Genomic DNA, 21,269 nt, shown 5'->3' with positions numbered 1-21,269 from the left:
AAGATTCCTTTTCAAACAGAAGATGGTATGGAAGTCGCGCAGCATGGCGCGTCAGGTAAGGCGTAAATTCGCAGGAAAAGCTCGATGGCACGCAGCACTTTGCGCTCCTCGTCAGCGGGATCGGGTTGACCGGCGTCGTACAGCACCATGATGTCGTCGCTGCCCAGCACCAGATTCAGGAAGATATGCGCAGCTTCCTGCGGATCTTCCTGGCGCAGACACCCTTCCTGCATGGCTTTGCCAATCAGCAAGGCCATCTGCTGGCGGCTGAGCAGCACCGTATTGATGTAAAAGCTCTTGGCCAATTCAGGGAAACGCGGTACTTCGGCCAGCATCAGGCGCCTGAATTTGACCAGCTGGGGAGAAAACACCCGCGCCCGGAGCTGGAGCGAAAAGCGCACTAACCGGGCATGCCAGTCATGATCTCCGTTTTCCAGCTCGTCAAACAGCGATTGCACGCCCGCCGCCATGGCAGCGGAAAACAGCGCTTCCTTGTTGGGAAAATTGTTGTAGATGGTCTGGCGCGCCACCTGGGCGCGCTTGGCCACCGCATCGATACTGGCGCGATAGCCTTGCTCACAAAAAACTTCAAATGCCGCTTCCAGAACTCGTAAAGAGCAGCCCGGATGCGCATGAATTACTGCACACGCCATGATTGAGACCGGTCAACTAGACTAGACTGTCCAGTCTACTTTCTCGGACCGTACTTAGCAATGCTTATCAATTGTAAAAATTCAGGTTCTGCCGACCGACCCCATGATCTCGCGCGCATTGGCAGTCGTGACTGCGGTCAAGTCTTGCAGAGAAATGCCACGCAACTCGGCCAGCAAGGTAGCGATGCGCAGCAACTGCGCCGGCTCGTTACGCTGCCTGCTGATCCACTCGGGTGCCATATCCGGTGAATCGGTCTCCAGCACGATTGATTCAAGCGGCAACTCTTCAGCAAGTCGCCTGAGATTGAGCGCGCGCGGATAGGTGAATGCACCGCCAAAGCCAAGTTTGAATCCAAGACGGATGAACGCATCCGCCTGCTGGCGGCTGCCGTTGAAGGCATGCGCTATCCCGCCCTTCACGCCCACTTGGCGCAAAGCCTTGAGTACCTGATCCTGCGCTCGCCGAATGTGCAGCAAAACCGGCAAATCGAAATCACGCGCGATTTTCAGCTGCTCGACCAATAGCGCGTACTGATGCGCCGGATCCAGCCCGGGCACGAAGAAATCCAGACCGATCTCGCCGATGGCAACGGGCTGCTCGCGCGCCACCCACTCACGCAAGATCGCCAAGTGCTGCGGCTGATATTCAGGCAGATAGATGGGATGCAAACCCAATGCCAGCGGGCAATCATATTGACGCGCCACCGCCACCGTCTTGGCAAACGTAGCCACCGTGATTGCCGGCACGATCATCGTTGCAACCCCGGCCGCATGCGCCCGGGCAACGACCTCAGGCCGGTCAGCATCGAATTCCGGTGCATCCAGATGGCAGTGGGTATCGATTAGCATGCTGCCTCCATGAAATCCGCATGATAGGGTGGCCGAAGCGGTTGCGGCCTGGCAGTTTCACTATGCAGGATTATCACTCTGCCATCCAGCATGCTGGCAGATACAAATCAGGCCGCAGGAAATCTCGACGGGATCGGATTGTGTTGCATCGTCGAGCCAAGCAAAATCCGCCTCGACGGCGTAAGCTGAAAACATAACGACAAGGAGACACGAACATGCCCGCAGCCTATCTCGAACTGGTTCAACGTCATGCCGAGCTACTGCAAGCACGCGAGCTGAAGCTGCCCGAAGGCGTTTCGCCGCGCTCTGCCGTTCATCTTTCCACAACGAATGCGCCGGTGATTCTGCTGTTTTCTCCCCATCCGGACGATGAGTGCATCACCGGTGCCCTGCCCTTGCGCCTGCTACGCGAAGCCGGCTACCGCGTGGTCAATCTGCCGGTGACGCTCGGCTCCAATCCACGACGGCAGGAAGAACGCGCGCATGAGCTGACCCATGCCTGTCGCTGGCTCGGGTTTGAAATGCGCGAGGTCGAGCCCGGCGGGTTCAGCCATATCAGCACGCATGCGCGGGAAAAGGAACCGGAAGCCTGGGCGGAAAAAATCGAAGCCGTGGCGGCCCTGATCGCAGAATTGAAACCCGCCATCGTGTTATGTCCCAATGAGAACGATGGTCATGCCACGCATATCGGCACGCATCACCTGGCCATTGATGCGCTGGCGCACGAAGGTCATGCCTGCTGGCTGGTACAAACGGAATTCTGGCGCGCCATGAACCACCCCAACCTGCTGCTTGAATCCAGCAACGCCGATACCGCCGATCTGGTCGCGGCCCTGGCTTGTCATGTCGGCGAGGTGAAGCGCAACCCCTACCACCTGCGCCTTACTTCGTGGCTGGCAGACAACGTGCGGCGCGGAGCGGAACTGATTGGTGGGGCGGGAGTCGCAGCGCCCGACTTTGCCTTTGGCACCTTGTACCAGCTAGATCACTTTGATGGCGAACAGATTATCCCGTTGCGTGAGCGCCATATTCTGACTGCCAAGGATAGCCTGCAGGCACTGTTTGCCGCGAGCTGAGGGTAGCGGATTCGATCAACCTGCCTGTGCGGTGCGTGGCTTTGGTCGCCACTCGCACAGGATCATCGCCAGCACGACCAGCGCACCGCCGGCCAGCCCGCGCGTACCCAGCCATTCGCCCAGCAATACCCAGCCGAATACCGCAGCAAACACCGGCTCCATCGCGTAGACGATCGCGGCCTTTTCCGCCGAGACATGGCGTTGCGCCAGGGCCTGCAGGAACAGCATGCCGGCAGACGCCACTGCGCCCAGATAGAGCAAGGTCAGCCAGTGCGCCGACATCCGCTCGGGCAAGGTGGCCAGCGCCGGTGTGCCGGCTTCACTGACCAGCACGCCGATACAACCGAACAACGCCATCAGGGTAATCTGGGTGGCGGCCAACTGGCGCGGCGCGTGATGCGGCGCGTAACGCGACAAGGCAATCACATACAAGGCATAGAGCAGCGCGCTGAAAATGGTGGCACTGTCACCGATCAGGTTGCCACCGCCTTCCCACGACAACAGCCCGATCCCGCCACATGCCAGCACCGATGCCAGCACGATGATGCGCGCAGGTTTCCGGCCGAACAGCAGCCCCAGCAGGGGCACCATCAGGACATTCAGCCCGGTCAGGAAAGCATTGCGATTGGAAGAGATGAACTGCATGCCATACGCCTGCATGACGTAGGACAGCAGCACCAGCCCACCCAGCAGCGCACCATCGCGCCAGACGCGGCGATGGGTGCGCAACAGAAACGGGGCCATGCACACCGCAGCAATCACGAAGCGCAAGGCGGAGACTTCCAGTCCGCTCAGATCGGCCGTGGCGGATTTCAACAAGGGGAAGGTGGTCCCCCAGACCAGCGTCACCACCAGCAACAACAGGATATTCGGATTCAAGACAACCTCATTTCAGCGGTACAAGCGCATTGGCGCGTTTTTTCAGCAGGCTGCGCACCAGCTTCATCATGTTGGCATCGAATGCCGGCGATTGCTGCCCCAGCAGCTCGGGCAATTCCGCCATGTCGTGGATCGTACCAAGATAGGCCCAGCGATCAAACACATGCATAGCCGGCGCCCAATCCGGGCCTTCGGCCAGGCCGACTGGCCCACGCCAGGGCCAATCCGGGAAACGGTAGCGTGCCAGCCCGGCCAGCAGACGGGCATGGTGGCTGGTCAGAGCCTCGCGCCCGACACAGGCGCCCTTGCACTTGCCACTCTCCAGCCCGAGGCAGGCCGCGGTTTCCTGGCGACGTGGCTCCAGACCCAATACAACCTTGCACAATCCCTGTGCTTCGGCCTGGCGCGACAAGGTCTGCACGGCTTCACGCCGGCTGCGAAACGGGCCGAACAGCCAGCCCTCGGCCGGAACACCCAGATCCAGCTCAACCAGCTCCAGCGTTGCGGTTTCCGGCAACCAGCGCCAGCAGCAGGCATCGCGGTTGCCCGGCGGTACCGTGTTGTATTGCGGCGCCAATTCGCTGACCAGTTTTTGCTCCAGCAAGGCTGCCCCGAATTCGCCCGGCGCTTCGAACCACTCCAGCCGGCTGGTGAACTTCACCAGCGGCAATTCGCGCTTCTGTTTTTTCTTCCCGGCAAAATGAGCCAGCACATCCTTGCGCACATTGGCCGCGCTACCCACATACAAGGGATGGCCATGCTCGCCGTAACAGACGTAGACACCCGGGGTTTCCGGCAACTCGTCCATCAATTGCGGATCCAGCCCTTCAGGCCAGGCAGGCAGGCGCAGCAGATCAGTCACCGCAGATTCAACCATCTGCGCGCCCTGTTCGCGCACGGCCACCTCGATAAACTGGCGAATCAATTCGGCATCCGTCAGCGCCCGATGCCGTGCGCCATTGGTAATCAGGCCATGACGCAGGGTCAGCGTATCCAGATTATGTTTGTGCTCCAGCGGATAGAGCTTTTTCGACAACTGCACGGTACACAGCACGCGGGCATGAAAATGGATGCCGAGGCGCTTGAATTCGCTTTTCAGAAACCCGTAATCAAAGCGCGCATTATGCGCAACGAACAACTTGCCCTGCAGTTTGGCCAGTACGACCTCGGCCAGTTCGGCAAACGCAGGTGCGCTTGCCACCATATCATCATCGATACCGGTCAATTGCTGAATGAAGGGCGGGATTGTCACGCCGGGATTGACGAGCGTCGACCAGCTTTCTACCCGCTCGCCCTCCACCATCACCATCCCGATTTCCGTGATGCGGTCCCGCAGCGGATTGGCACCGGTCGTTTCCAGATCGATGAAAACCAGCGGCTCATTAGAAAAGGCACTCATATGAACATTCTCGTAAACCGCTTCAAAAAATCGGCGAGCGTAGGCAAATCAAGGAGCACGGAACGCAGCAACCGGAATGGACACAAAATCCATGAGGATTGCGAGTACCGCGCGACGCAGAGTTGGCAAGCGCAGCCATTTTTTCAAGCGGTTTTGAAGCGGAAGCACTGATGGATTTTTCTGTTGCGGAAATCCTCCGGCACGGATTGGGCCGAGATATCCAGGCACTGTGCCAGCAGTGCCTCATCCATCTTGAAGCTACGCAAATTGTTCGAAAAATACAGCACGCCGCCCGGATTGAGCAGCGCCAAGCAGGATTCGATCAGCCAGGCATGATCGCGCTGCACATCCAGCACGCCCTGCATCTTCTTCGAATTGGAAAACGACGGTGGATCACACACGATCAGATCGAATTTTTCGCGCGCTTCCAGCGCATCGCGCAGATAGGCAAACACATCGGCCCGGATACGCGGATGCTGGCGGATATCCATCCCGTTCAGACCAAAATTCCGCCCGGCCCAGTCGAGATAGGTATTTGACATATCCACCGTTACGGTCTCTCGCGCTCCCCCGGCAGCTGCGTAGACACTGAATGCGCCGGTGTAGCTGAACAGGTTCAGGAAGCGCTTGCCCGCTGCTTCGCCGCGAACGCGCTTGCGGGTATTGCGGTGATCCAGGAACAAACCGGTATCCAGGTAGGCATCCAGATTCACATAGAAGCCCAGCCCATCTTCATGCACGACAAAATCCTCGCCTTCGAGGCCGGTTTTTTCGTACTGCTGCTCGCCACGCTGGCGACGGCGGGTTTTCAGGCTGACGGCTTCCGGTGCAATCTGCAGCACCTCGGCACAGCCCAAGCGGATATCCTCCAACCAGGCTGCATGATCTTCATCGCTTTCCACCCAGCCCGTATCCACTTCCTGCAGATGCACGCGCCCTTCGTACCAGTCGACCACCACCGGGAACTCCGGCACGTCGCGGTCATACAGGCGATAGCAGCTGATCCCCTGGCGCTTGGCCCACTTGGACCAGTGGCGGTAATTTTTGAGAAGACGATTGCGGAAACTGGAGATATCGGACATAGGGATACTGCGAAAAGATAAAGAGAGAGTGTAGCGCGCAAACCGGCACGAGCATGCCGGTTTTCAGGTCCAGTCGTTCGGTGTGGGCGGCCACTCGGCTTCGCGCCAGGCTACCAGGCGCTCGAATACCGGGTGCGGTACATACTGGCTGACCACCTCTTTCCAGCCATCAGGACCAATCAAGCCTTTCACCATGGTAGAGCTGACCTCGGCGATTTCACGCGGCGGCATCAGGAATACGGTATTGATATGCGGTGCCAGATCGGCATTGATATACCGCATCTTGCGCTCGAACTCGTAATCGGCCGCTTCGCGGATACCGCGCAGAATGAAGTTCGCGCCCTGCTCGCGTGCAAAATCGACCAGAAAACAATTCTGGAAGGTTTCCACACGAACGCGCGGCAGGTGCGCAGTGGTTTCCCGCAGCATTTGCATGCGCTCGTTATGATTGAACGTGTATTTCTTGTCCGGATTTTCACCGATGGCCACGATCATCTCGTCGAACAATTCCACGCCGCGCTCGATCATCCACAGGTGACCATTGGTCACCGGATCAAAACTGCCTGCATACACGCCACGACGCATTTTCATTCCCCTCATTCCCGAGGGGCGACTATAGCACCCAAACCCGGGATTTTGCCTGCGCTTATTCACATTTCACCCAAGACCGCAATGCCATGCCTCGCTTGCAGCAAACCGCTTTACTCACTACATTCAACCCATCCGCATTCCGCGCCAGGAGCCACATCATGGAATACCATCAACCGCCCGCGCCTCGGCAGCGCCCGTCCGGCGAACTGGACGGCAGAACCATCGCCATCCTGGTCTGGGTCGGCACCATCTTCTTTGGTTTCATCCCGTCGCTGATCGTATTTCTGATCAAGAAGGATGATCCATTCCTGAACGAGCACGCCAAGGAAGCACTGAACTGGTCGATCACCACCGCCATCGGCTGGCTGTGCGCTTCCATGCTCACCTTCATGCTGATCGGCTTCCTGCTGTTCCCGGTGATCATTCTGTGCAACCTGATCTTCAGCATCATGGGTGCAATCAAGGCCAGCAACGATCAGTATTTCCGCGTACCGGTCAGCCTGCGGTTGATCAAATAGATTCAAATAACAAGGGCGATCCGAGGATCGCCCTTGTTTATTCACTCAAGCTGAAAATCAACCACCGAAGAACTCGGTCACCTTGTCAAACCAGGACTTGGCTTTCGGGTTGTGCTTGGCAACGTCGCCCTTGGCGATTTCCTCGAATTCCTTGAGCAATTCTTTCTGCCGCGAGGTGAGGTTCACCGGTGTTTCCACCAAAACGTGGCACATCAGATCACCCGTGATGGCGCTGCGCACGCCCTTGATGCCCTTGCCACGCAGGCGAAATACCTGGCCGCTTTGCGTTTCCGGCGGAATGGCCAGGCGTGCCTTGCCATCCAGTGTCGGAATTTCGATCTCGCCACCCAAGGCAGCCACGGTGATGCTGATCGGCATTTCGCAATGCAGGTCGTTGCCATCACGCTGGAATACGGCGTGTTGCTTGATATGCACGACCACGTACAGATCGCCGGGAGGGCCGCCATTCACACCGGGCTCGCCTTCGCCGGACAGGCGGATGCGATCGCCCTCGTCCACGCCGGCCGGAATCTTGACGGCAAGCGTCTTGGTGGTTTGCACCCGGCCGGTACCCTTGCAGGCGCGGCAGGGTTCGGGGATGTACTTGCCGCTGCCGTGGCAGGTCGGGCAAGTCTGCTGGATCGAGAAGAAACCTTGCGAAACACGTACCTGACCATGGCCACCACAGGTATGGCAGGTCTTGGCCTCGGTGCCCGGCTTGGCGCCGGTGCCGTGACAGGTATCGCACTCTTCGTGCGAAGGGATCTTCAACTGCTTCTCGACACCACGGGCTGCTTCTTCCAGCGAAATTTCGAGGTTGTAGCGCAGATCGGCACCGCGATAGACATTGCTGCGCCCGCCACCGCCACGCCCACCGCCGAAGATATCGCCAAAGATATCGGAGAAGGCATCGCCAAAGCCGCCAAAACCGGCACCTCCAGCACCAAAACCGGCCTGCGGGTCGACACCGGCATGGCCATACTGATCGTACGCCGCACGCTTCTGGCTGTCGGAGAGAATCTCGTAGGCCTCCTTGGCCTCCTTGAATTTCTCTTCAGCATCGTGGCTGTCCGGATTGCGGTCCGGGTGATACTTCATCGCCAGCTTGCGATAAGCCTTCTTGATGTCGTCTTCCGAAGCATCGCGATTGACGCCCAGAATTTCGTAAAAGTCTTTTTTTGCCATTTTCGTGTGAGGTGTGAGGTGTGAGGTGTGAGGTGAATCTCAATCAACCCTCAACGAATTGATCAAGCCACCCAGCAAGCCAAACACTTCATCCAGTCCTTTCTCGAATTCAGTATCTTGCGATACGTACGCCAGATTCCTGGCAATCAGATATTGGGTTTCCAACTCACTCAACGAACCGCGCTATACAAAGGAAATGCCCGAATTCCTTTTTGGTCATTCGGGCAGCACCTTCTGCAATATTGCTGGGCACCGAAACTGCAGCCCGGCGCATCTGGCTCGTCAAGTTGAACTGTTCTTCGCGCGGGAATGAGACGGTCAACGCATAAGCTTTTTGGACCAAACGCATGGCAGCCTGCCACGCAATCAGATCGTGAGCCTGCGTTTCACGCCTCACTCCTCACACCTAACCCCTCACTTATCCTTAACTTCAGTGAACTCGGCATCTACCACGTTGCCGTCATCCTTCTTGCCGGCATCGGCTTGCGGCTGCTCTGCACCGCCGGCAGCTTGCTGGTCTGCGTACATGTGCTCGGCCAGTTTGTGCGAAGCCTGCATCAGCGCTTCCGACTTGGCATCGATTTCAGCCTTGTCGTCGCTCTTCACCACATCTTCCGCATCCTTGAGCGCGGCTTCTACCTTGGCCTTGTCATCGGCCGTGATCTTGTCGCCGTATTCCTTCAGCGATTTCTTCACCGAGTGGATCAGGCTGTCGAGCTGGTTGCGTGCGGTCACAAGTTCATGCAGCTTCTTGTCTTCCTCGGCGTTCATCTCGGCATCGCGCACCATGTTCTTGATTTCTTCCTCGGAAAGACCGGAGGATGCCTGGATCTTGATCTTGGCTTCCTTGCCGGTAGCCTTGTCCTTGGCCGATACATGCAGGATACCGTTGGCATCGATATCGAAGGTTACTTCGATCTGCGGCACGCCACGCGGAGCCGGCGGGATATCGGACAGGTTGAACTGGCCCAGGCTCTTGTTGGCGGATGCCTTCTCGCGCTCGCCCTGCAGCACATGGATCGTCACGGCAGTCTGGTTGTCGTCGGCAGTCGAGAACACCTGATTGGCCTTGGTCGGGATCGTGGTGTTCTTCTGGATCAGCTTGGTCATCACGCCGCCCAGGGTTTCGATACCGAGCGAGAGCGGGGTCACGTCCAGCAGCAGCACGTCCTTGCGATCACCAGCCAGCACAGAACCCTGAATGGCAGCACCCACGGCCACGGCTTCGTCCGGGTTCACGTCCTTGCGCGGCTCCTTGCCGAACAATTCGCGAACGGTATCGACCACCTTCGGCATGCGGGTTTGGCCGCCGACCAGGATCACGTCATCGATATCGCTGAACTTCAGGCCAGCATCCTTCATGGCGATCTTGCACGGCTCGATCGAACGCTGGATCAGTTCATCCACCAGCGATTCGAACTTGGCGCGCGTGATCTTCATGGTCAGGTGTTTCGGACCAGTCGCATCCATCGTGATGTACGGCAGATTGATGTCGGTCTGCTGCGTGGAAGAAAGCTCGATCTTGGCCTTTTCGGCGGCTTCCTTCAGGCGTTGCAGCGCCATCACGTCGTTCTTCAGATTGATGCCAGTGTCTTTCTTGAATTCATCAATGATGTGGTCAATCAGGCGTTGGTCGAAGTCTTCACCGCCCAGGAAAGTGTCGCCGTTGGTGGCCAGCACTTCGAACTGTTTGTCGCCGTCCACATCGGCGATTTCGATGATCGAGATATCGAAAGTACCGCCGCCCAAGTCATACACGGCAATCTTGCGGTCGCCCTTTTCGCTCTTGTCCATACCAAAAGCCAGCGCGGCTGCGGTCGGCTCGTTGATGATGCGCTTGACTTCCAGACCGGCGATGCGGCCAGCATCTTTGGTGGCCTGACGCTGGCTGTCGTTGAAGTAGGCCGGTACGGTAATCACGGCTTCAGTTACTTCTTCACCGAGGTAGTCTTCGGCAGTCTTCTTCATCTTGCGCAGCACTTCGGCGCTGATCTGCGGTGGGGCCATTTTCTTGTCGCGCACGGAAACCCAGGCGTCGCCGTTGTCGGCCTTGATGATCGAGAACGGCATCAGGTCGATATCCTTCTGCACTTCCTTGTCTTCAAAGCGGCGGCCGATCAGGCGCTTGATCGCGTACAGCGTGTTCTTCGGGTTGGTCACGGCCTGGCGCTTGGCCGGTGCGCCGACCTGGATTTCACCATCTTCGGCATAGGCGATGATCGATGGGGTGGTACGTGCGCCTTCCGAGTTTTCAATGACCTTGGTCTGGCCGTTTTCGATCACAGCCACGCAGGAGTTGGTGGTACCCAAGTCAATACCGATAATCTTGCCCATTGCTATTTTCCTTCCGTATTTTCAATTACTTGCAGCCATACGCCGCACTATTTATTTAACCTTGATGCACAAGTGGGGATGCCGGGAATAAATTCAAGTGAACAAATTTCAGTGAGCTGGCGAACGCGTGAACAAGTAAACCCGTTTGCCACTTGCGTACGATCCCACTCGTTCACTTATTCACTCATCCATAGCTTTATTTCCCTGCAGATACCATCACCATGGCCGGACGCAGCAGGCGGCCTGAGAGCAGGTAGCCCTTCTGCATCACCTGCACAATGGCGTTGGCTTCCAGCTCGTGCGGGATCGCGGAAATGGCCTGATGCAGATTCGGATCAAGCTTGTCGCCCACGGCCGGGGCAACTTCCTTGAGATCGAACTTATCGAACGCGGCCACCAGCGATTTCTGGGTGAGATCCACACCCATTTTCAGTGCTTCGAAATTGCCTGACTGATCGAGCAGCGCCATTTCCAGCGCATCCTTCACCGCCAGCAGTTCGCGGGCGAATTTCTCCACGGCAAACTTGCGTGCCTTGTCGACTTCCTCGGCGGCACGGCGGCGGATATTGTCGCCCTCGGCCTTGGCATACATCACGTCGGCACGGGCTTTTTCCAGCTCAGCCAGCACAGCGGCAAGCTGCGCATCGAGCGCTTCGCCCGATACATCAGAACCTTCCGCTGCAGCGATTTCTTCCGCTACCACATCCGCCGTCGCAGGATTGGCATCCTGTGCAGCAGCTTCTTGTTTCAATTCTTCTTGCTTGATTTCTTCAGACATGGGTTGGACACCTCCAAAAACATGCAAGGCTAGATGGGGATGGCCCTACCCATTTCAAGGGCAGGGATTTATCCATGTATCAACAAGGGGAATTACGAAGTGCAGCTACTCGCTATCGCCCAGTTGCGCCAGCAACTCGGCCTGGCGCTCATTGATCAGCGACTGGGTCAATTCTTCCAGATCGCCATCCATGATCGCATCGAGCTTATACAGCGTGAGATTGATGCGGTGGTCGGTCATGCGGCCTTGCGGGAAATTGTAGGTACGGATGCGCTCGGAACGATCGCCCGAACCGATCAGCGATTTGCGCTCAGCCGCCTCTTTCGATTGCTGTTCGCGCTGTTGCTTGTCCTGAATGCGTGCTGCCAGCACGGAGAGCGCCTGCGCCTTGTTCTTGTGCTGACTGCGGCCATCCTGACATTCGACCACGATCCCGGTCGGCAGATGGGTAATGCGCACGGCAGAATCGGTCTTGTTGATGTGCTGGCCACCGGCGCCGCTGGCACGGAAGGTATCGATGCGGATATCGGCCGGGTTGATACTGACTTCAGCCAGCTCATCCGCTTCCGGCATCACCGCAACGGTACAGGCCGAAGTATGGATGCGCCCCTGCGTTTCAGTAACCGGCACGCGCTGTACCCGATGCCCGCCGGATTCATATTTCAGGCGCGAATAGGCACCAAAACCGGCAATGCGCGCGATGATTTCCTTGTAACCACCCAGATCGGATTCGCTGGCCGACATCACCTCGACCTGCCAGCGGTTGCGTTCGGCATAACGCGAATACATGCGGAACAGATCCGCTGCAAACAGTGCCGATTCATCGCCACCGGTACCGGCACGAATTTCCAGGAAAATATTGCGCTCGTCGTTCGGATCTTTCGGCAGCAAGGCTTTCTGCAGCTCGACTTCCAGCCCGGCGATGCGATCCTTGCCGGTGCGCAACTCCTCTTCCGCCAGCTCTTTCATATCGGGGTCGGCCAGCATTTCCTGCGCAGCGGCCAGATCAGCCTCGGTTTGCCGGAAACGGTTATACAGCGCCACCACCGGCTCCAGCTCGGCATGCTCACGCGTCAGTTTGCGATAGCTATCCATATCGCGCGTGGCTTCCTCACTGGCGAGCAATGCGCTGACTTCTTCCAGGCGATCAGCCAGCTGGGCCAATTTATTAACAATCGACGGTTTCATTCACTTCATTCTCAAGAATTCGGGTCATGCAGGCGGTAAAGCCGGCGTATCAGCTTGACGAGGTCTTCCTGTTCATCAGCGCTGGCTGCGTTCAGGGCGGAAAAAGGCGCATGCAGAAACTTGTTGGATAGCTGGCGGGCAAATTCTTCCAGCACCCGTTCCGGCGTTTCTCCACCTGCCAGATTTTTGCGTGCACGGCTCAATTCATGGCGGGTGATGCGATCGGCATGGTCTTTCAAATCACGAATGGTTGGTGCCAGGGCACGCGAAGCCATCCAGCGCCCAAAATCACCCACCCGCTCGACAATGATCGATTCCGCCGCCTCAGCTTCAGCCTGGCGCGATTCCACGCCCAGGCGAACCACCTCGGCCAGATCATCCACGGTGTACAGATAGACATCGGCCAGATCGGCCACTTCCGCCTCGATATCTCGCGGCACGGCCAGATCGACCATGAATATCGGACGATGCTTGCGCGATTTCAACGCGCGCTCGACCAGCCCCTTGCCCACAATCGGCAAGGTGGAAGCCGTGGACGACACCACCACATCGAACTCGGCCAGGCGCGAATTCAGATCGGAAAGCAAAATCGCCTCGGCCGAAAATTCCCGCGCCAGATGTTCGCCACGTGCCAATGTACGGTTGGCAATGGCGATCTTGCGCGGTTGCTGGGCATGAAAATGCCGCGCGCACAGTTCGATCATCTCGCCCGCGCCAATAAACAGCACACGGGTATCGGCCACCGACGGGAAAATCCGCTCAGCCAGCTTCACGGCCGCCGCCGCCATCGATACCGATTCGGCACCGATACGCGTTTGCGAACGCACTTCCTTGGCCACGGCAAATGCTCGCGGGAATAAACCATTGAGCAACGGGCCCAGGCTGCCGGTTTCGCGCGCGATCCGTTCGGCTTCCTTTACCTGGCCAAGAATTTGCGTTTCCCCCATGACCATCGAATCCAGCCCGCACGCCACACGGAAAACATGGCGTACGGCTTCATCGCCCTGATAGACATACAGGCTGTCATCCAGCGACACGGCAGAATGCGCCCGGACACTATCGAGCCATTGCCGCGCCAAGCCGGCTTCTCGCGCATTGCAATAGATCTCGGTCCGGTTGCAGGTCGAAACAATCGCCGCCTCAAAAATGCCACGCACAGCAGTCAGGCTTTCCAGCGCCTCGGGCAATTCCGCAGGCGTGAAGGCAAGACGCTCCCGAATTGCGAGCGGTGCTGTTTGATGATTGAGACCCAGAACGACGAGATTCATTGCAGGTGCAAATAAGGAAACCAGGCATTTTAGCGTGAAACGCCTAGTTGCTTGCGGATATCCGTGACACATTGCCGGCCATCGAAGAAATTTTTTCGCACAGCAGTTGACGCTCGAATGAGGCCATGATTTAATGCGCCCCTCTCGCGAAACAGCGGGTGGTTAGCTCAGTTGGTAGAGCGTCTGCCTTACAAGCAGAATGTCGGCGGTTCGATCCCGTCACCACCCACCAGTCAAGCGATACCGCTGCGGAGCGGTAGTTCAGTTGGTTAGAATACCGGCCTGTCACGCCGGGGGTCGCGGGTTCGAGCCCCGTCCGCTCCGCCAGAAAATACGAAGCCCTTGCACCCACGTGCAAGGGCTTTTTCGCTTTACCGTCATACCAGCCGACTCCACACAGCCTCATATTTTCCGAACACCAAACTTTTTTCATTCTTTCTTTGACGATTTAAAAAGTTCGTGGTTTAATGCGCCCCTCTCGCGAAACAGCGGGTGGTTAGCTCAGTTGGTAGAGCGTCTGCCTTACAAGCAGAATGTCGGCGGTTCGATCCCGTCACCACCCACCAGTCAAGCGATACCGCTGCGGAGCGGTAGTTCAGTTGGTTAGAATACCGGCCTGTCACGCCGGGGGTCGCGGGTTCGAGCCCCGTCCGCTCCGCCAGAAAATACGAAGCCCTTGCACTCACGTGCAAGGGCTTTTTCATTTCATTCATGCATGTCAAATCTGCAACAATCACAACGAGAACCGTTCTTAATTCTTCCTTAAGCCCACCCAGCTAGCCTCCTCATAACGCCTACGAGGAGGCCACCATGAATACCGATCTTCGATCACCCTATCGACTGAAGCTGGCCAGCACACCAGCGCAACAAGCCGAACTTCGCAACTTTATCCAGAATGCCTATCAGCGCGAGTTCGCCGCGCGCATTCCGCATTTTCTGCCCCTACTCGCCGGACTGTATAACGCCGACAATACCCTGATCGCGGCTTGCGGATTGAATCCGGCCAGCCAGGGGCGGCTTTATCTCGAACATTATCTTGAGCAAACGATCGAATCCCTGCTCAGGCAGAAATTCGGTACCCCCGTACGGCGGGACACCATTTTTGAAGTCGGCAATCTGGCAGCCGATACAGCAGGAGCCGGGCGCCTGATGTTTGCCGCACTGGTACAGCTACTGCGTGAAAATGCACAGGACTGGGTGGTATTCACCGGCACGATCAAACTGCGCAACAGTTTCCGGCACCTGCATCTCAAGCCGGTTGAACTGGTTGAGGCCCGCGCCGACAAAATTGGCAGCGACGCCAGCGACTGGGGCAGCTATTACCGCTGTCGTCCCTGGGTCATGGCCGGAGACCTGCAACAAGGTCATCAGGTGCTGACACAAAACAGCCTGCTGCTGTCCCTGTTCGGACCGATGCCAGCAGTGCCTGTCGCCAGCGCGATGAGGGCCGCATCATGATGGATCTGTTCGATCGCCTCCAGACACTTGCCCAATCACAGCCGCATTGTATCGCCCTGCGCGACACGACGACCGCACTGACCTACCACACACTCTGGCAACAAATACAGGCGCTTGCCGACCAGTTGCAGCAGGCCGGGGTCAGGCGGCTGGCCTTGCAACTCGACAACGGTCTGGACTGGGCACGCATTGACCTGGCATGCGCGCTGGCCGGCATCGTGCTGATTCCGATGCCGACTTTCTTCAGCCCGCAGCAGCAGGACTGGCTGCTTGATAGCAGTGGTGCCGATGCCCTGATCGGCCCTGCTCGCACTGATTGGCAGGCGCAGACCTCAATCCTTGCACACCCGCTACAGCGACATACGCCCGCGCAGCTACCGCCCTTGCCGCCAGGCACAGCCAAGATCACCTACACCTCGGGCACTACCGGGCAACCCAAGGGCGTATGCCTGAGCCTGGAACAGATGATGCGCACCAGCGCTGCACTGGCCGAGCGCATTGCCCTGGCCCAAATCGGCGAGCATCTCACGCTGCTGCCACTAAGTACCCTGCTGGAAAACCTCACCGGACTCTATGTTCCGCTATTACTGGGTGCGGCCAGCCGGATTCCGCGTCTTGCCGAAGTGGGCTTCAGCGGCTCCAGCCAGCTCGACCCCGAACAGCTGGCCGCCACGCTGCTCGCCAGCCGGCCACACAGCCTCGTGCTGGTGCCGGAGTTGTTGCGCCTGCTGGTTGCACTATGCGCCAGGCAGCCCGCGCTATGCGAAAGCCTGCGCTTCGTGGCCGTGGGCGGTGGCAAGGTCGCTCCCGACCTGATCACCAATGCCCGCGCACTGGGGCTGCCGGTGTTCGAGGGCTATGGCCTGTCCGAATGCGGTTCGGTCGTCGCACTGAATTCGCCCGGTCAGGACAAGGCAGGCAGCGCAGGCCAGCCGCTGTCGCACCTGAGCGTGCGCATCGCCGACGATGGCGAAGTGATGGTGGCCGGCGCCAGCATGCTTGGCTATCTGGGCGAAACAACCGGGCCCATGCCTGAGATCGCCACCGGCGACTTGGGCAGGATCGACGAAGCAGGTTTCCTGCACCTCACCGGGCGCAAGAAAAACGTCCAGATCACCGCGTTCGGGCGCAATTTTTCGCCGGAATGGGTGGAAGCCGAAGCGCAGCTCTGCCCGGCCATTGCCCGACTGGTGATCTTTGGCGAAGGGCTGGCGCAGAACGTCGCACTCATCCAGCCCAGAGCCGGTTTCGAACTCGAACTGCCCGGCCAGATCGCCACACTCAACGCCCGCCTGCCGGACTACGCCCGCGTGCATCGCTGGTTTATTCCGGCAACCCCGCTGAGTACCGTATCCGGCCTGCTGACACCCAATGGCCGGCCGCGCCGTGATCGTATTTTTCAGGCCTATCAACAACAAATTCTGAATATCGCCCAAGGAGAAACCGCATGAATTTTTATCAGATGCTGCAGGACGCTACCACACAGGATCGCGCACGCCTGCTGGATGCGCCGGTGATCGAGGCCTGCCGTAGCGGAAAAATCGACCAGCAGACCTATATCGCCTTTCTGACCCAGGCCTACTATCACGTGCGACATACCGTGCCCCTGCTGATGGCCACGGGCGGCCGGCTCGATCAAGCGCACGAATGGGTTCGCGCCGCGATCGCCGAGTACATCGATGAAGAATACGGCCATCAGGAATGGATATTGAACGACATCGCGGCCTGCGGTGGCGATGTCGAAGCCGTGCGCCAAGGAGAACCCTGCCTATCAATCGAGCTGATGGTGGCATTCCTGTACGACCAGATCCATCGCGGCAATCCGATGGGCTTCTTCGGAATGGTGCAGGTACTGGAAGGCATCAGTGTCGCCATCGCGCTCAACGTGGCGGATCAGCTCAAGTCGGGTCTTGGATTGCCCGCGCAAGCCATGACTTACCTGTCTTCGCACGGCGCGCTGGATCAGGAACACCTGAAATTCTTTGCCTCGCTCATGGATCGGGTCGAGGATCCGACAGAGCAGGCTGCCATCATCCACGCCAGCAAGGTCGTCTATCGTCTCTATGGCGACATGCTGCGCGAACTGACGGAGAACCGGTCATGAATCTTGCCGACAAGGTGATCCTGCTGACCGGCGCCAGCGGCGGTATCGGTTCGGCATTGGCCCAGGCACTGGCGCGCGAAGGCGCGCATCTGCTGCTGCAAGGGCGTCAACCTGCCAAACTGGAGCGGCTACGCAGCGAATTGCCCAACCCTGAGCGGCACCACACCATCGTGGCCGATCTGGGCTCGGCCCGGGAACGCGAACAACTGACGCGCGCATCTGAGCTGGCGGGAGGAATCGACATCCTGATCAACAATGCCGGCAGCAATGTATTCGCCTGGCTGGAAGACCAGAATGCGGGCCAGATCGAAGAACAACTCGCGATCAATATTGCAGCGCCCATCCTGCTGACCCGTTCGCTGCTTAGCCATCTGCGCAAGCCCGGTCTGATCATGAATATCGGCTCCAGCTTCGGTGGCATCGGCTACCCTGGCTACAGCGTCTATTGCGCCAGCAAATTTGCGCTACGCGGTTTCAGCGAGGCACTGGGCCGCGAGCTGGCCGATACCGGCATCAAGGTGCTGTATTTCGCCCCGCGCGCCACGCGCACCAGTCTCAACAGCGAAGCGGTCTATGCACTTAATGCCGAACTGGGCACGCAAACCGATCCAGCCGAAATCGTTGCCGCCCACGCCATCGAAGCGCTCAAGCGAGAAACCCCGCGCCGCTGGCTCGGCTGGCCCGAAGCGTTTTTCGTTCGCCTCAATGGATTGCTGCCCCGCATCGTCGACCGGGCACTGGCCAGACAGCGCCCTGTCATTGCCCGCCACGCCCGCCACCTGGCTACTGCTCAACAACCGGAGATCTGACATGAAAAAGATACTGACCCTCGTCGCCTTGATGGCCTCGACATTCAGCCAGGCGGACACCTTGCTCGAACCGATCCAGAATCAATGGGCCATCTGCCAGTACCAGGTTTCGGTGCAACAGAAAGAAAGCTGCCTGGAAAAATTGAGCGGCGAAGCCGAGCAAATCAGCACCGCCAACTCGCAGCGTACCGATCTGCTGATCTGGTCGGCCATTGTCAAAAGCAGCTGGGCTGGTGCCAAGGGCGGGCTGGGCGCGCTGAGTCTGGTCAAGAGTGCCAAGCAGCAACTGGAACAGGCCATCAAGCAGAATCCCGCAGCACTGGATGGTTCGGCCTATACCAGTCTGGGCTCGCTGTATTACCAGGTGCCGGGCTGGCCTATCGGCTTTGGCAACAAGGAGCAGGCCGAACAACTGCTCAAGCAGGCACTGAATCTCAACCCGAACGGGATCGATCCCAACTATTTCTATGGCGATTTCCTGCTGGAACAGGGTCGCAAGGCCGAGGCCAGGCAATATCTGAACAAAGCACTGGTCGCACCGCCACGCCCGGGACGGGAACTGGCGGACAAGGGTCGCCGCAAGGAGATCGAGACCAAGCTGGCGGCCCTATAATAAGAAACTGGATCATTCAAGAGTACCTGACATGCGAATTTTGCTGGTCGAAGACGATGCCATGCTGGGAGAAGGCATGGTCGATGCCCTGCGCCACAGCGGTTATACCGTGGACTGGCTGACTGCCGGCCTGCCGGCCCTGTCGAGCCTGATACACGACGAATTCGCCGCCATGATTCTTGATCTGAACCTGCCGGATATCGACGGTATCAGCGTGCTGCAGAAGCTGCGCCGGGAGGGTCATGCCCTGCCGGTACTGATCCTGACGGCACGCGATGCGCTCGACGACCGCATCACCGGGCTGGATGCCGGTGCGGACGATTACCTGGTCAAACCGTTCGCACTGGGAGAACTCAATGCGCGTTTGCGTGCCCTGGTCCGGCGCAGCAAGGGCCAGGCACAATCCATCCTCGAATACGACCAGATCATGCTCTATCCGGATGCGCAGCAAGTCACCTACCAGGGCGAGGAGGTACGGCTGACACCGCATGAATACAAGTTGCTGCAGGAACTGCTGACCCAGGCCGGACGCGTGCTGAGCAAGGAACAACTGCAGCAAAGCCTGTATGGCTGGGATGAAGGTGCCGAGAGCAATGCGCTGGAAGTCCACATTCATCATTTGCGCAAGAAATTCTATCCGGAGCTGATCCGCAACATCCGCGGCGTCGGCTACATTGTCGAGCGGCGCTGAACATCACATGACCTCAGAGCCTGTTCACGATCTTCTCACCGCAGCGTTCTGGGCAGTGCCGGATAGAGGCCAAGGCACAGACCGCGCCGTGGTACGCGTACCACAAGCGGTTTGTAACACCGGCGGCTGCTGGCAATGCCCGGAACCCTCCGGGCCAGGCAGGAAAATGGCCATCCACTGCGTTGAACGTCTTGGAAATAACCTGTTATTGCCAGCATCGTTCGCCTTGTGGCTAACCCTTTTCCCGTCTGGCGCTGCGGAGAAAAGATCATGAACAGGCTCTCAGCCACCCCGCGTTCCATTCGCCGCTTTCTGATCCTGGGCATCCTGCTCATGGTCGGCGCCAGCCTGGCCATCAGTGCCTTGATCGGCTACCTCGATGCGGTACACGAAGCCGAAGAGCTGTTTGATGCACGACTGGCCCAGTCGGCCCGCCTGACTGGCCGGATGCTGGCCAATTACCTGGATCGATCCGGCCCCGTGCCGCCAGATGGCCGTCTCTATGAGGATTGGGAAAGCCAACATCCAGAAGCTGCCACCCCCGACACCCCCACCGAAGAGGACGACGAAGCCACACCGTTTGGTCATGCCTACGAACACAAGCTGTATTTCCAGCTGGCCGATGCCGCGGGCAAACTGCTATTGCGCTCTCCCAACGCGCCAGCGGCATTCCCCGCCGAGCGGCAGCCCGGCTTTTTTCACCAGCGACATGACGGGCATGATTGGCGCAGCTTCACCCTGCACGATCCTGAACGCCAGACCTGGCTGATCGTGGCGGAGCGCGATGATGTCCGGGGTGAACTGGCCGGCAAGATTGCCAGCCGCACCATGCTGCCGCTCCTGATCACCCTGCCCTTCCTGCTGATCATGCTCTGGCGGCTGGTCGCCCATGCCACCCAGCCCCTGACCCAGCTGATTCATGCCATCAGCGAACGTCATCCTGCCAACCTGAACCCGCTGACACTGAAACGCCCCATCGTGGAACTCTTGCCCCTGACCAACGAAATCAATCGCCTGATGCGGGCCTTGGCCGATACGCTGGAGCGGGAAAAGCAATTCACCAACGAAGCCGCGCATGAACTGAGAACCCCGCTCGCGGTACTGCGCATTCACGGCGAAAATGCGCTGGCCACGCAAGATCCGGCAATCCGGGAACAATCGCTGCAGAAAATGCTGCGCGCGCTGGATCGGGGCGATCGCATGATCCGCCAATTGCTGACACTGGCGCGCATCGACAACCAGCAAGCCATCGAACTGGAAACACTCGAACTCAATACGCTGCTGCGCGAATCCGTTGCCACGCTGGCCCCGCTTGCCCTGCAAAAAAATCAGGAGCTGGCCTTTGAGTCGGACCGCCCCGTTCAGGTGCGCGGGCAGGTAATTCTGCTGGGCCTGCTTTTCAGCAACCTGATTGACAATGCCATCCGCTATACACCGGAAGGTGGCGAAATCCTGGTCATCCTCAAACAGGAGGGCGACTGGGCCAGGGTGCAAATTTGCGACAGCGGCCCCGGCGTGGCCCCGGAACTTCTGCCGCGACTTTCCGAGCGTTTTTTTCGGATCAACCCGCAGCAAGGCGATGGCGCGGGACTTGGGTTGAGCATCGTGCAAAAAGTGGCGCAACTGCACGAAGCCAGCCTGGAGTTACGTAACCGGGAGAAAAGCGGGCTGGAAGTCAGCCTGCTGCTGCGCTGCGCACCAGGCATCCGGCCCTGACCAATCCCGGCACCGAGGGTTCGCAATCGGTCACGCCTCGGACACATGCTAAAATTGCACGCTTGTCTGCTGCCTGAT

21 protein-coding genes and 4 tRNA genes are annotated in these 21,269 nt (G+C 58.6%); 13 read left to right on the top strand and 12 right to left on the bottom strand.

Going from position 1 to position 21,269, the window contains the following annotated elements:
• Positions 1-11 precede the first annotated feature (11 nt).
• On the bottom strand, positions 12-653 hold the full coding sequence (locus tag AC0KVQ_RS03105) for a TetR/AcrR family transcriptional regulator (protein ID WP_473419656.1): 642 nt from the start codon (positions 651-653) through the stop codon (positions 12-14).
• A gap of 81 nt (positions 654-734) precedes the next feature.
• Positions 735-1,502 (bottom strand): TatD family hydrolase, encoded by a 768-nt coding sequence (locus AC0KVQ_RS03100; protein WP_473419655.1) that lies wholly within the window; start codon positions 1,500-1,502, stop codon positions 735-737.
• A 215-nt stretch (positions 1,503-1,717) separates the two neighbouring features.
• Between AC0KVQ_RS03100 and AC0KVQ_RS03095 the strand changes: the two genes are divergently transcribed.
• Entirely contained in the window at positions 1,718-2,578 is an 861-nt protein-coding gene (locus AC0KVQ_RS03095; RefSeq protein ID WP_473419654.1) for a PIG-L deacetylase family protein, read from the top strand.
• Positions 2,579-2,593: 15 nt separating this feature from the next.
• Here the strand turns inward: AC0KVQ_RS03095 and AC0KVQ_RS03090 are convergent, their stop codons facing one another.
• The 4 genes from AC0KVQ_RS03090 to coaD all read right to left on the bottom strand — a co-directional run bounded on the left by AC0KVQ_RS03090 (position 2,594) and on the right by coaD (position 6,538).
• Positions 2,594-3,457 carry a DMT family transporter gene (locus AC0KVQ_RS03090; RefSeq protein WP_473419653.1) on the bottom strand — a complete coding sequence of 288 codons (864 nt, stop codon included), beginning with the start codon at positions 3,455-3,457 and terminating at the stop codon, positions 2,594-2,596.
• 7 nt (positions 3,458-3,464) lie between these two features.
• Positions 3,465-4,856 (bottom strand): exonuclease domain-containing protein, encoded by a 1,392-nt coding sequence (locus tag AC0KVQ_RS03085; protein ID WP_473419652.1) that lies wholly within the window; start codon positions 4,854-4,856, stop codon positions 3,465-3,467.
• Between the two features lie 143 nt (positions 4,857-4,999).
• Positions 5,000-5,938: a class I SAM-dependent methyltransferase gene (locus AC0KVQ_RS03080; protein ID WP_473419651.1), complete on the bottom strand. Its 939-nt coding sequence runs from the start codon at positions 5,936-5,938 to the stop codon at positions 5,000-5,002.
• Positions 5,939-6,001: 63 nt separating this feature from the next.
• The gene (gene coaD, locus AC0KVQ_RS03075) at positions 6,002-6,538 is read right to left on the bottom strand and encodes a pantetheine-phosphate adenylyltransferase (RefSeq protein ID WP_473419650.1); all 537 of its coding nucleotides are present in this window, start codon (positions 6,536-6,538) and stop codon (positions 6,002-6,004) included.
• Positions 6,539-6,687: 149 nt separating this feature from the next.
• Here coaD and AC0KVQ_RS03070 point away from each other — a divergent pair, with 149 nt between their 5' ends.
• A complete protein-coding gene (locus AC0KVQ_RS03070; protein WP_473419649.1) occupies positions 6,688-7,047 on the top strand; it encodes a DUF4870 domain-containing protein in 360 nt (119 codons plus the stop codon).
• Between the two features lie 57 nt (positions 7,048-7,104).
• On the opposite strand, the gene dnaJ is transcribed toward AC0KVQ_RS03070, so the two are convergent.
• From dnaJ to hemA, 6 genes are all read right to left on the bottom strand, one after another.
• On the bottom strand, positions 7,105-8,232 hold the full coding sequence (dnaJ, locus tag AC0KVQ_RS03065) for a molecular chaperone DnaJ (protein ID WP_473419648.1): 1,128 nt from the start codon (positions 8,230-8,232) through the stop codon (positions 7,105-7,107).
• Positions 8,233-8,398: 166 nt separating this feature from the next.
• A complete protein-coding gene (locus AC0KVQ_RS03060) occupies positions 8,399-8,629 on the bottom strand; it encodes a four helix bundle protein (RefSeq protein WP_473419647.1) in 231 nt (76 codons plus the stop codon).
• A 17-nt stretch (positions 8,630-8,646) separates the two neighbouring features.
• The gene (gene dnaK / locus AC0KVQ_RS03055; RefSeq protein ID WP_473419646.1) at positions 8,647-10,566 is read right to left on the bottom strand and encodes a molecular chaperone DnaK; all 1,920 of its coding nucleotides are present in this window, start codon (positions 10,564-10,566) and stop codon (positions 8,647-8,649) included.
• 196 nt (positions 10,567-10,762) lie between these two features.
• Positions 10,763-11,344 (bottom strand): nucleotide exchange factor GrpE, encoded by a 582-nt coding sequence (gene grpE, locus AC0KVQ_RS03050; RefSeq protein ID WP_473419645.1) that lies wholly within the window; start codon positions 11,342-11,344, stop codon positions 10,763-10,765.
• 105 nt (positions 11,345-11,449) lie between these two features.
• The gene (gene prfA / locus AC0KVQ_RS03045; protein WP_473419644.1) at positions 11,450-12,532 is read right to left on the bottom strand and encodes a peptide chain release factor 1; all 1,083 of its coding nucleotides are present in this window, start codon (positions 12,530-12,532) and stop codon (positions 11,450-11,452) included.
• A gap of 11 nt (positions 12,533-12,543) precedes the next feature.
• Entirely contained in the window at positions 12,544-13,800 is a 1,257-nt protein-coding gene (gene hemA, locus AC0KVQ_RS03040; RefSeq protein WP_473419643.1) for a glutamyl-tRNA reductase, read from the bottom strand.
• A 156-nt stretch (positions 13,801-13,956) separates the two neighbouring features.
• On the opposite strand from hemA, the gene AC0KVQ_RS03035 reads away from it, so the two are divergent.
• From AC0KVQ_RS03035 to AC0KVQ_RS02985, 11 genes are all read left to right on the top strand, one after another.
• Positions 13,957-14,032 (top strand) — tRNA-Val (locus AC0KVQ_RS03035).
• 18 nt (positions 14,033-14,050) lie between these two features.
• Positions 14,051-14,127: transfer RNA gene (locus AC0KVQ_RS03030), tRNA-Asp, on the top strand.
• Positions 14,128-14,290: 163 nt separating this feature from the next.
• Positions 14,291-14,366, top strand: a tRNA-Val gene (locus AC0KVQ_RS03025).
• An 18-nt stretch (positions 14,367-14,384) separates the two neighbouring features.
• Positions 14,385-14,461 (top strand) — tRNA-Asp (locus AC0KVQ_RS03020).
• A 149-nt stretch (positions 14,462-14,610) separates the two neighbouring features.
• Positions 14,611-15,258: a thermostable hemolysin gene (locus AC0KVQ_RS03015; protein WP_473419642.1), complete on the top strand. Its 648-nt coding sequence runs from the start codon at positions 14,611-14,613 to the stop codon at positions 15,256-15,258.
• The gene (locus AC0KVQ_RS03010; RefSeq protein WP_473419641.1) at positions 15,255-16,709 is read left to right on the top strand and encodes an AMP-binding protein; all 1,455 of its coding nucleotides are present in this window, start codon (positions 15,255-15,257) and stop codon (positions 16,707-16,709) included. Before AC0KVQ_RS03015 ends, AC0KVQ_RS03010 begins: the two co-directional genes overlap by 4 nt.
• Positions 16,706-17,362 carry a TenA family transcriptional regulator gene (locus AC0KVQ_RS03005; RefSeq protein WP_473419640.1) on the top strand — a complete coding sequence of 219 codons (657 nt, stop codon included), beginning with the start codon at positions 16,706-16,708 and terminating at the stop codon, positions 17,360-17,362. The genes AC0KVQ_RS03010 and AC0KVQ_RS03005 overlap by 4 nt, the downstream gene beginning before the upstream one ends.
• Positions 17,359-18,171, top strand: coding sequence for an SDR family oxidoreductase (locus AC0KVQ_RS03000; RefSeq protein WP_473419639.1), 813 nt, complete (start codon positions 17,359-17,361; stop codon positions 18,169-18,171). Before AC0KVQ_RS03005 ends, AC0KVQ_RS03000 begins: the two co-directional genes overlap by 4 nt.
• A 1-nt stretch (position 18,172) precedes the next feature.
• Positions 18,173-18,784, top strand: a complete 612-nt coding sequence (locus tag AC0KVQ_RS02995; RefSeq protein WP_473419638.1) for a tetratricopeptide repeat protein — start codon at positions 18,173-18,175, stop codon at positions 18,782-18,784.
• Between the two features lie 31 nt (positions 18,785-18,815).
• The gene (locus tag AC0KVQ_RS02990; protein WP_473419637.1) at positions 18,816-19,475 is read left to right on the top strand and encodes a response regulator; all 660 of its coding nucleotides are present in this window, start codon (positions 18,816-18,818) and stop codon (positions 19,473-19,475) included.
• Between the two features lie 270 nt (positions 19,476-19,745).
• On the top strand, positions 19,746-21,191 hold the full coding sequence (locus AC0KVQ_RS02985; RefSeq protein ID WP_473419636.1) for an ATP-binding protein: 1,446 nt from the start codon (positions 19,746-19,748) through the stop codon (positions 21,189-21,191).
• Positions 21,192-21,269: the final 78 nt, after the last annotated feature.

It is taken from the genome of Formivibrio sp. oc-25 (assembly GCF_055810895.1).
Note: the sequence above shows the minus strand (reverse complement) of the source record. Positions and strands in the feature narration are given on the sequence as shown.

Bases quoted from the DNA above. Each gene is read 5' to 3' on its own strand.
- AC0KVQ_RS02985 (WP_473419636.1), top strand. From the start codon at position 19,746: ATGAACAGGCTCTCAGCCACCCCGCGTTCCATTCGCCGCTTTCTGATC.
- AC0KVQ_RS03015 (WP_473419642.1), top strand. From the start codon at position 14,611: ATGAATACCGATCTTCGATCACCCTATCGACTGAAGCTGGCCAGCACA.
- AC0KVQ_RS03080 (WP_473419651.1), bottom strand. From the start codon at position 5,938: ATGTCCGATATCTCCAGTTTCCGCAATCGTCTTCTCAAAAATTACCGC.
- dnaK (WP_473419646.1), bottom strand. From the start codon at position 10,566: ATGGGCAAGATTATCGGTATTGACTTGGGTACCACCAACTCCTGCGTG.
- AC0KVQ_RS03010 (WP_473419641.1), top strand. From the start codon at position 15,255: ATGATGGATCTGTTCGATCGCCTCCAGACACTTGCCCAATCACAGCCG.
- AC0KVQ_RS02995 (WP_473419638.1), top strand. From the start codon at position 18,173: ATGAAAAAGATACTGACCCTCGTCGCCTTGATGGCCTCGACATTCAGC.
- AC0KVQ_RS03095 (WP_473419654.1), top strand. From the start codon at position 1,718: ATGCCCGCAGCCTATCTCGAACTGGTTCAACGTCATGCCGAGCTACTG.
- AC0KVQ_RS03100 (WP_473419655.1), bottom strand. From the start codon at position 1,502: ATGCTAATCGATACCCACTGCCATCTGGATGCACCGGAATTCGATGCT.
- AC0KVQ_RS03085 (WP_473419652.1), bottom strand. From the start codon at position 4,856: ATGAGTGCCTTTTCTAATGAGCCGCTGGTTTTCATCGATCTGGAAACG.
- AC0KVQ_RS03105 (WP_473419656.1), bottom strand. From the start codon at position 653: ATGGCGTGTGCAGTAATTCATGCGCATCCGGGCTGCTCTTTACGAGTT.
- AC0KVQ_RS02990 (WP_473419637.1), top strand. From the start codon at position 18,816: ATGCGAATTTTGCTGGTCGAAGACGATGCCATGCTGGGAGAAGGCATG.
- grpE (WP_473419645.1), bottom strand. From the start codon at position 11,344: ATGTCTGAAGAAATCAAGCAAGAAGAATTGAAACAAGAAGCTGCTGCA.
- AC0KVQ_RS03005 (WP_473419640.1), top strand. From the start codon at position 16,706: ATGAATTTTTATCAGATGCTGCAGGACGCTACCACACAGGATCGCGCA.
- dnaJ (WP_473419648.1), bottom strand. From the start codon at position 8,232: ATGGCAAAAAAAGACTTTTACGAAATTCTGGGCGTCAATCGCGATGCT.
- hemA (WP_473419643.1), bottom strand. From the start codon at position 13,800: ATGAATCTCGTCGTTCTGGGTCTCAATCATCAAACAGCACCGCTCGCA.
- AC0KVQ_RS03070 (WP_473419649.1), top strand. From the start codon at position 6,688: ATGGAATACCATCAACCGCCCGCGCCTCGGCAGCGCCCGTCCGGCGAA.
- prfA (WP_473419644.1), bottom strand. From the start codon at position 12,532: ATGAAACCGTCGATTGTTAATAAATTGGCCCAGCTGGCTGATCGCCTG.
- AC0KVQ_RS03000 (WP_473419639.1), top strand. From the start codon at position 17,359: ATGAATCTTGCCGACAAGGTGATCCTGCTGACCGGCGCCAGCGGCGGT.
- coaD (WP_473419650.1), bottom strand. From the start codon at position 6,538: ATGAGGGGAATGAAAATGCGTCGTGGCGTGTATGCAGGCAGTTTTGAT.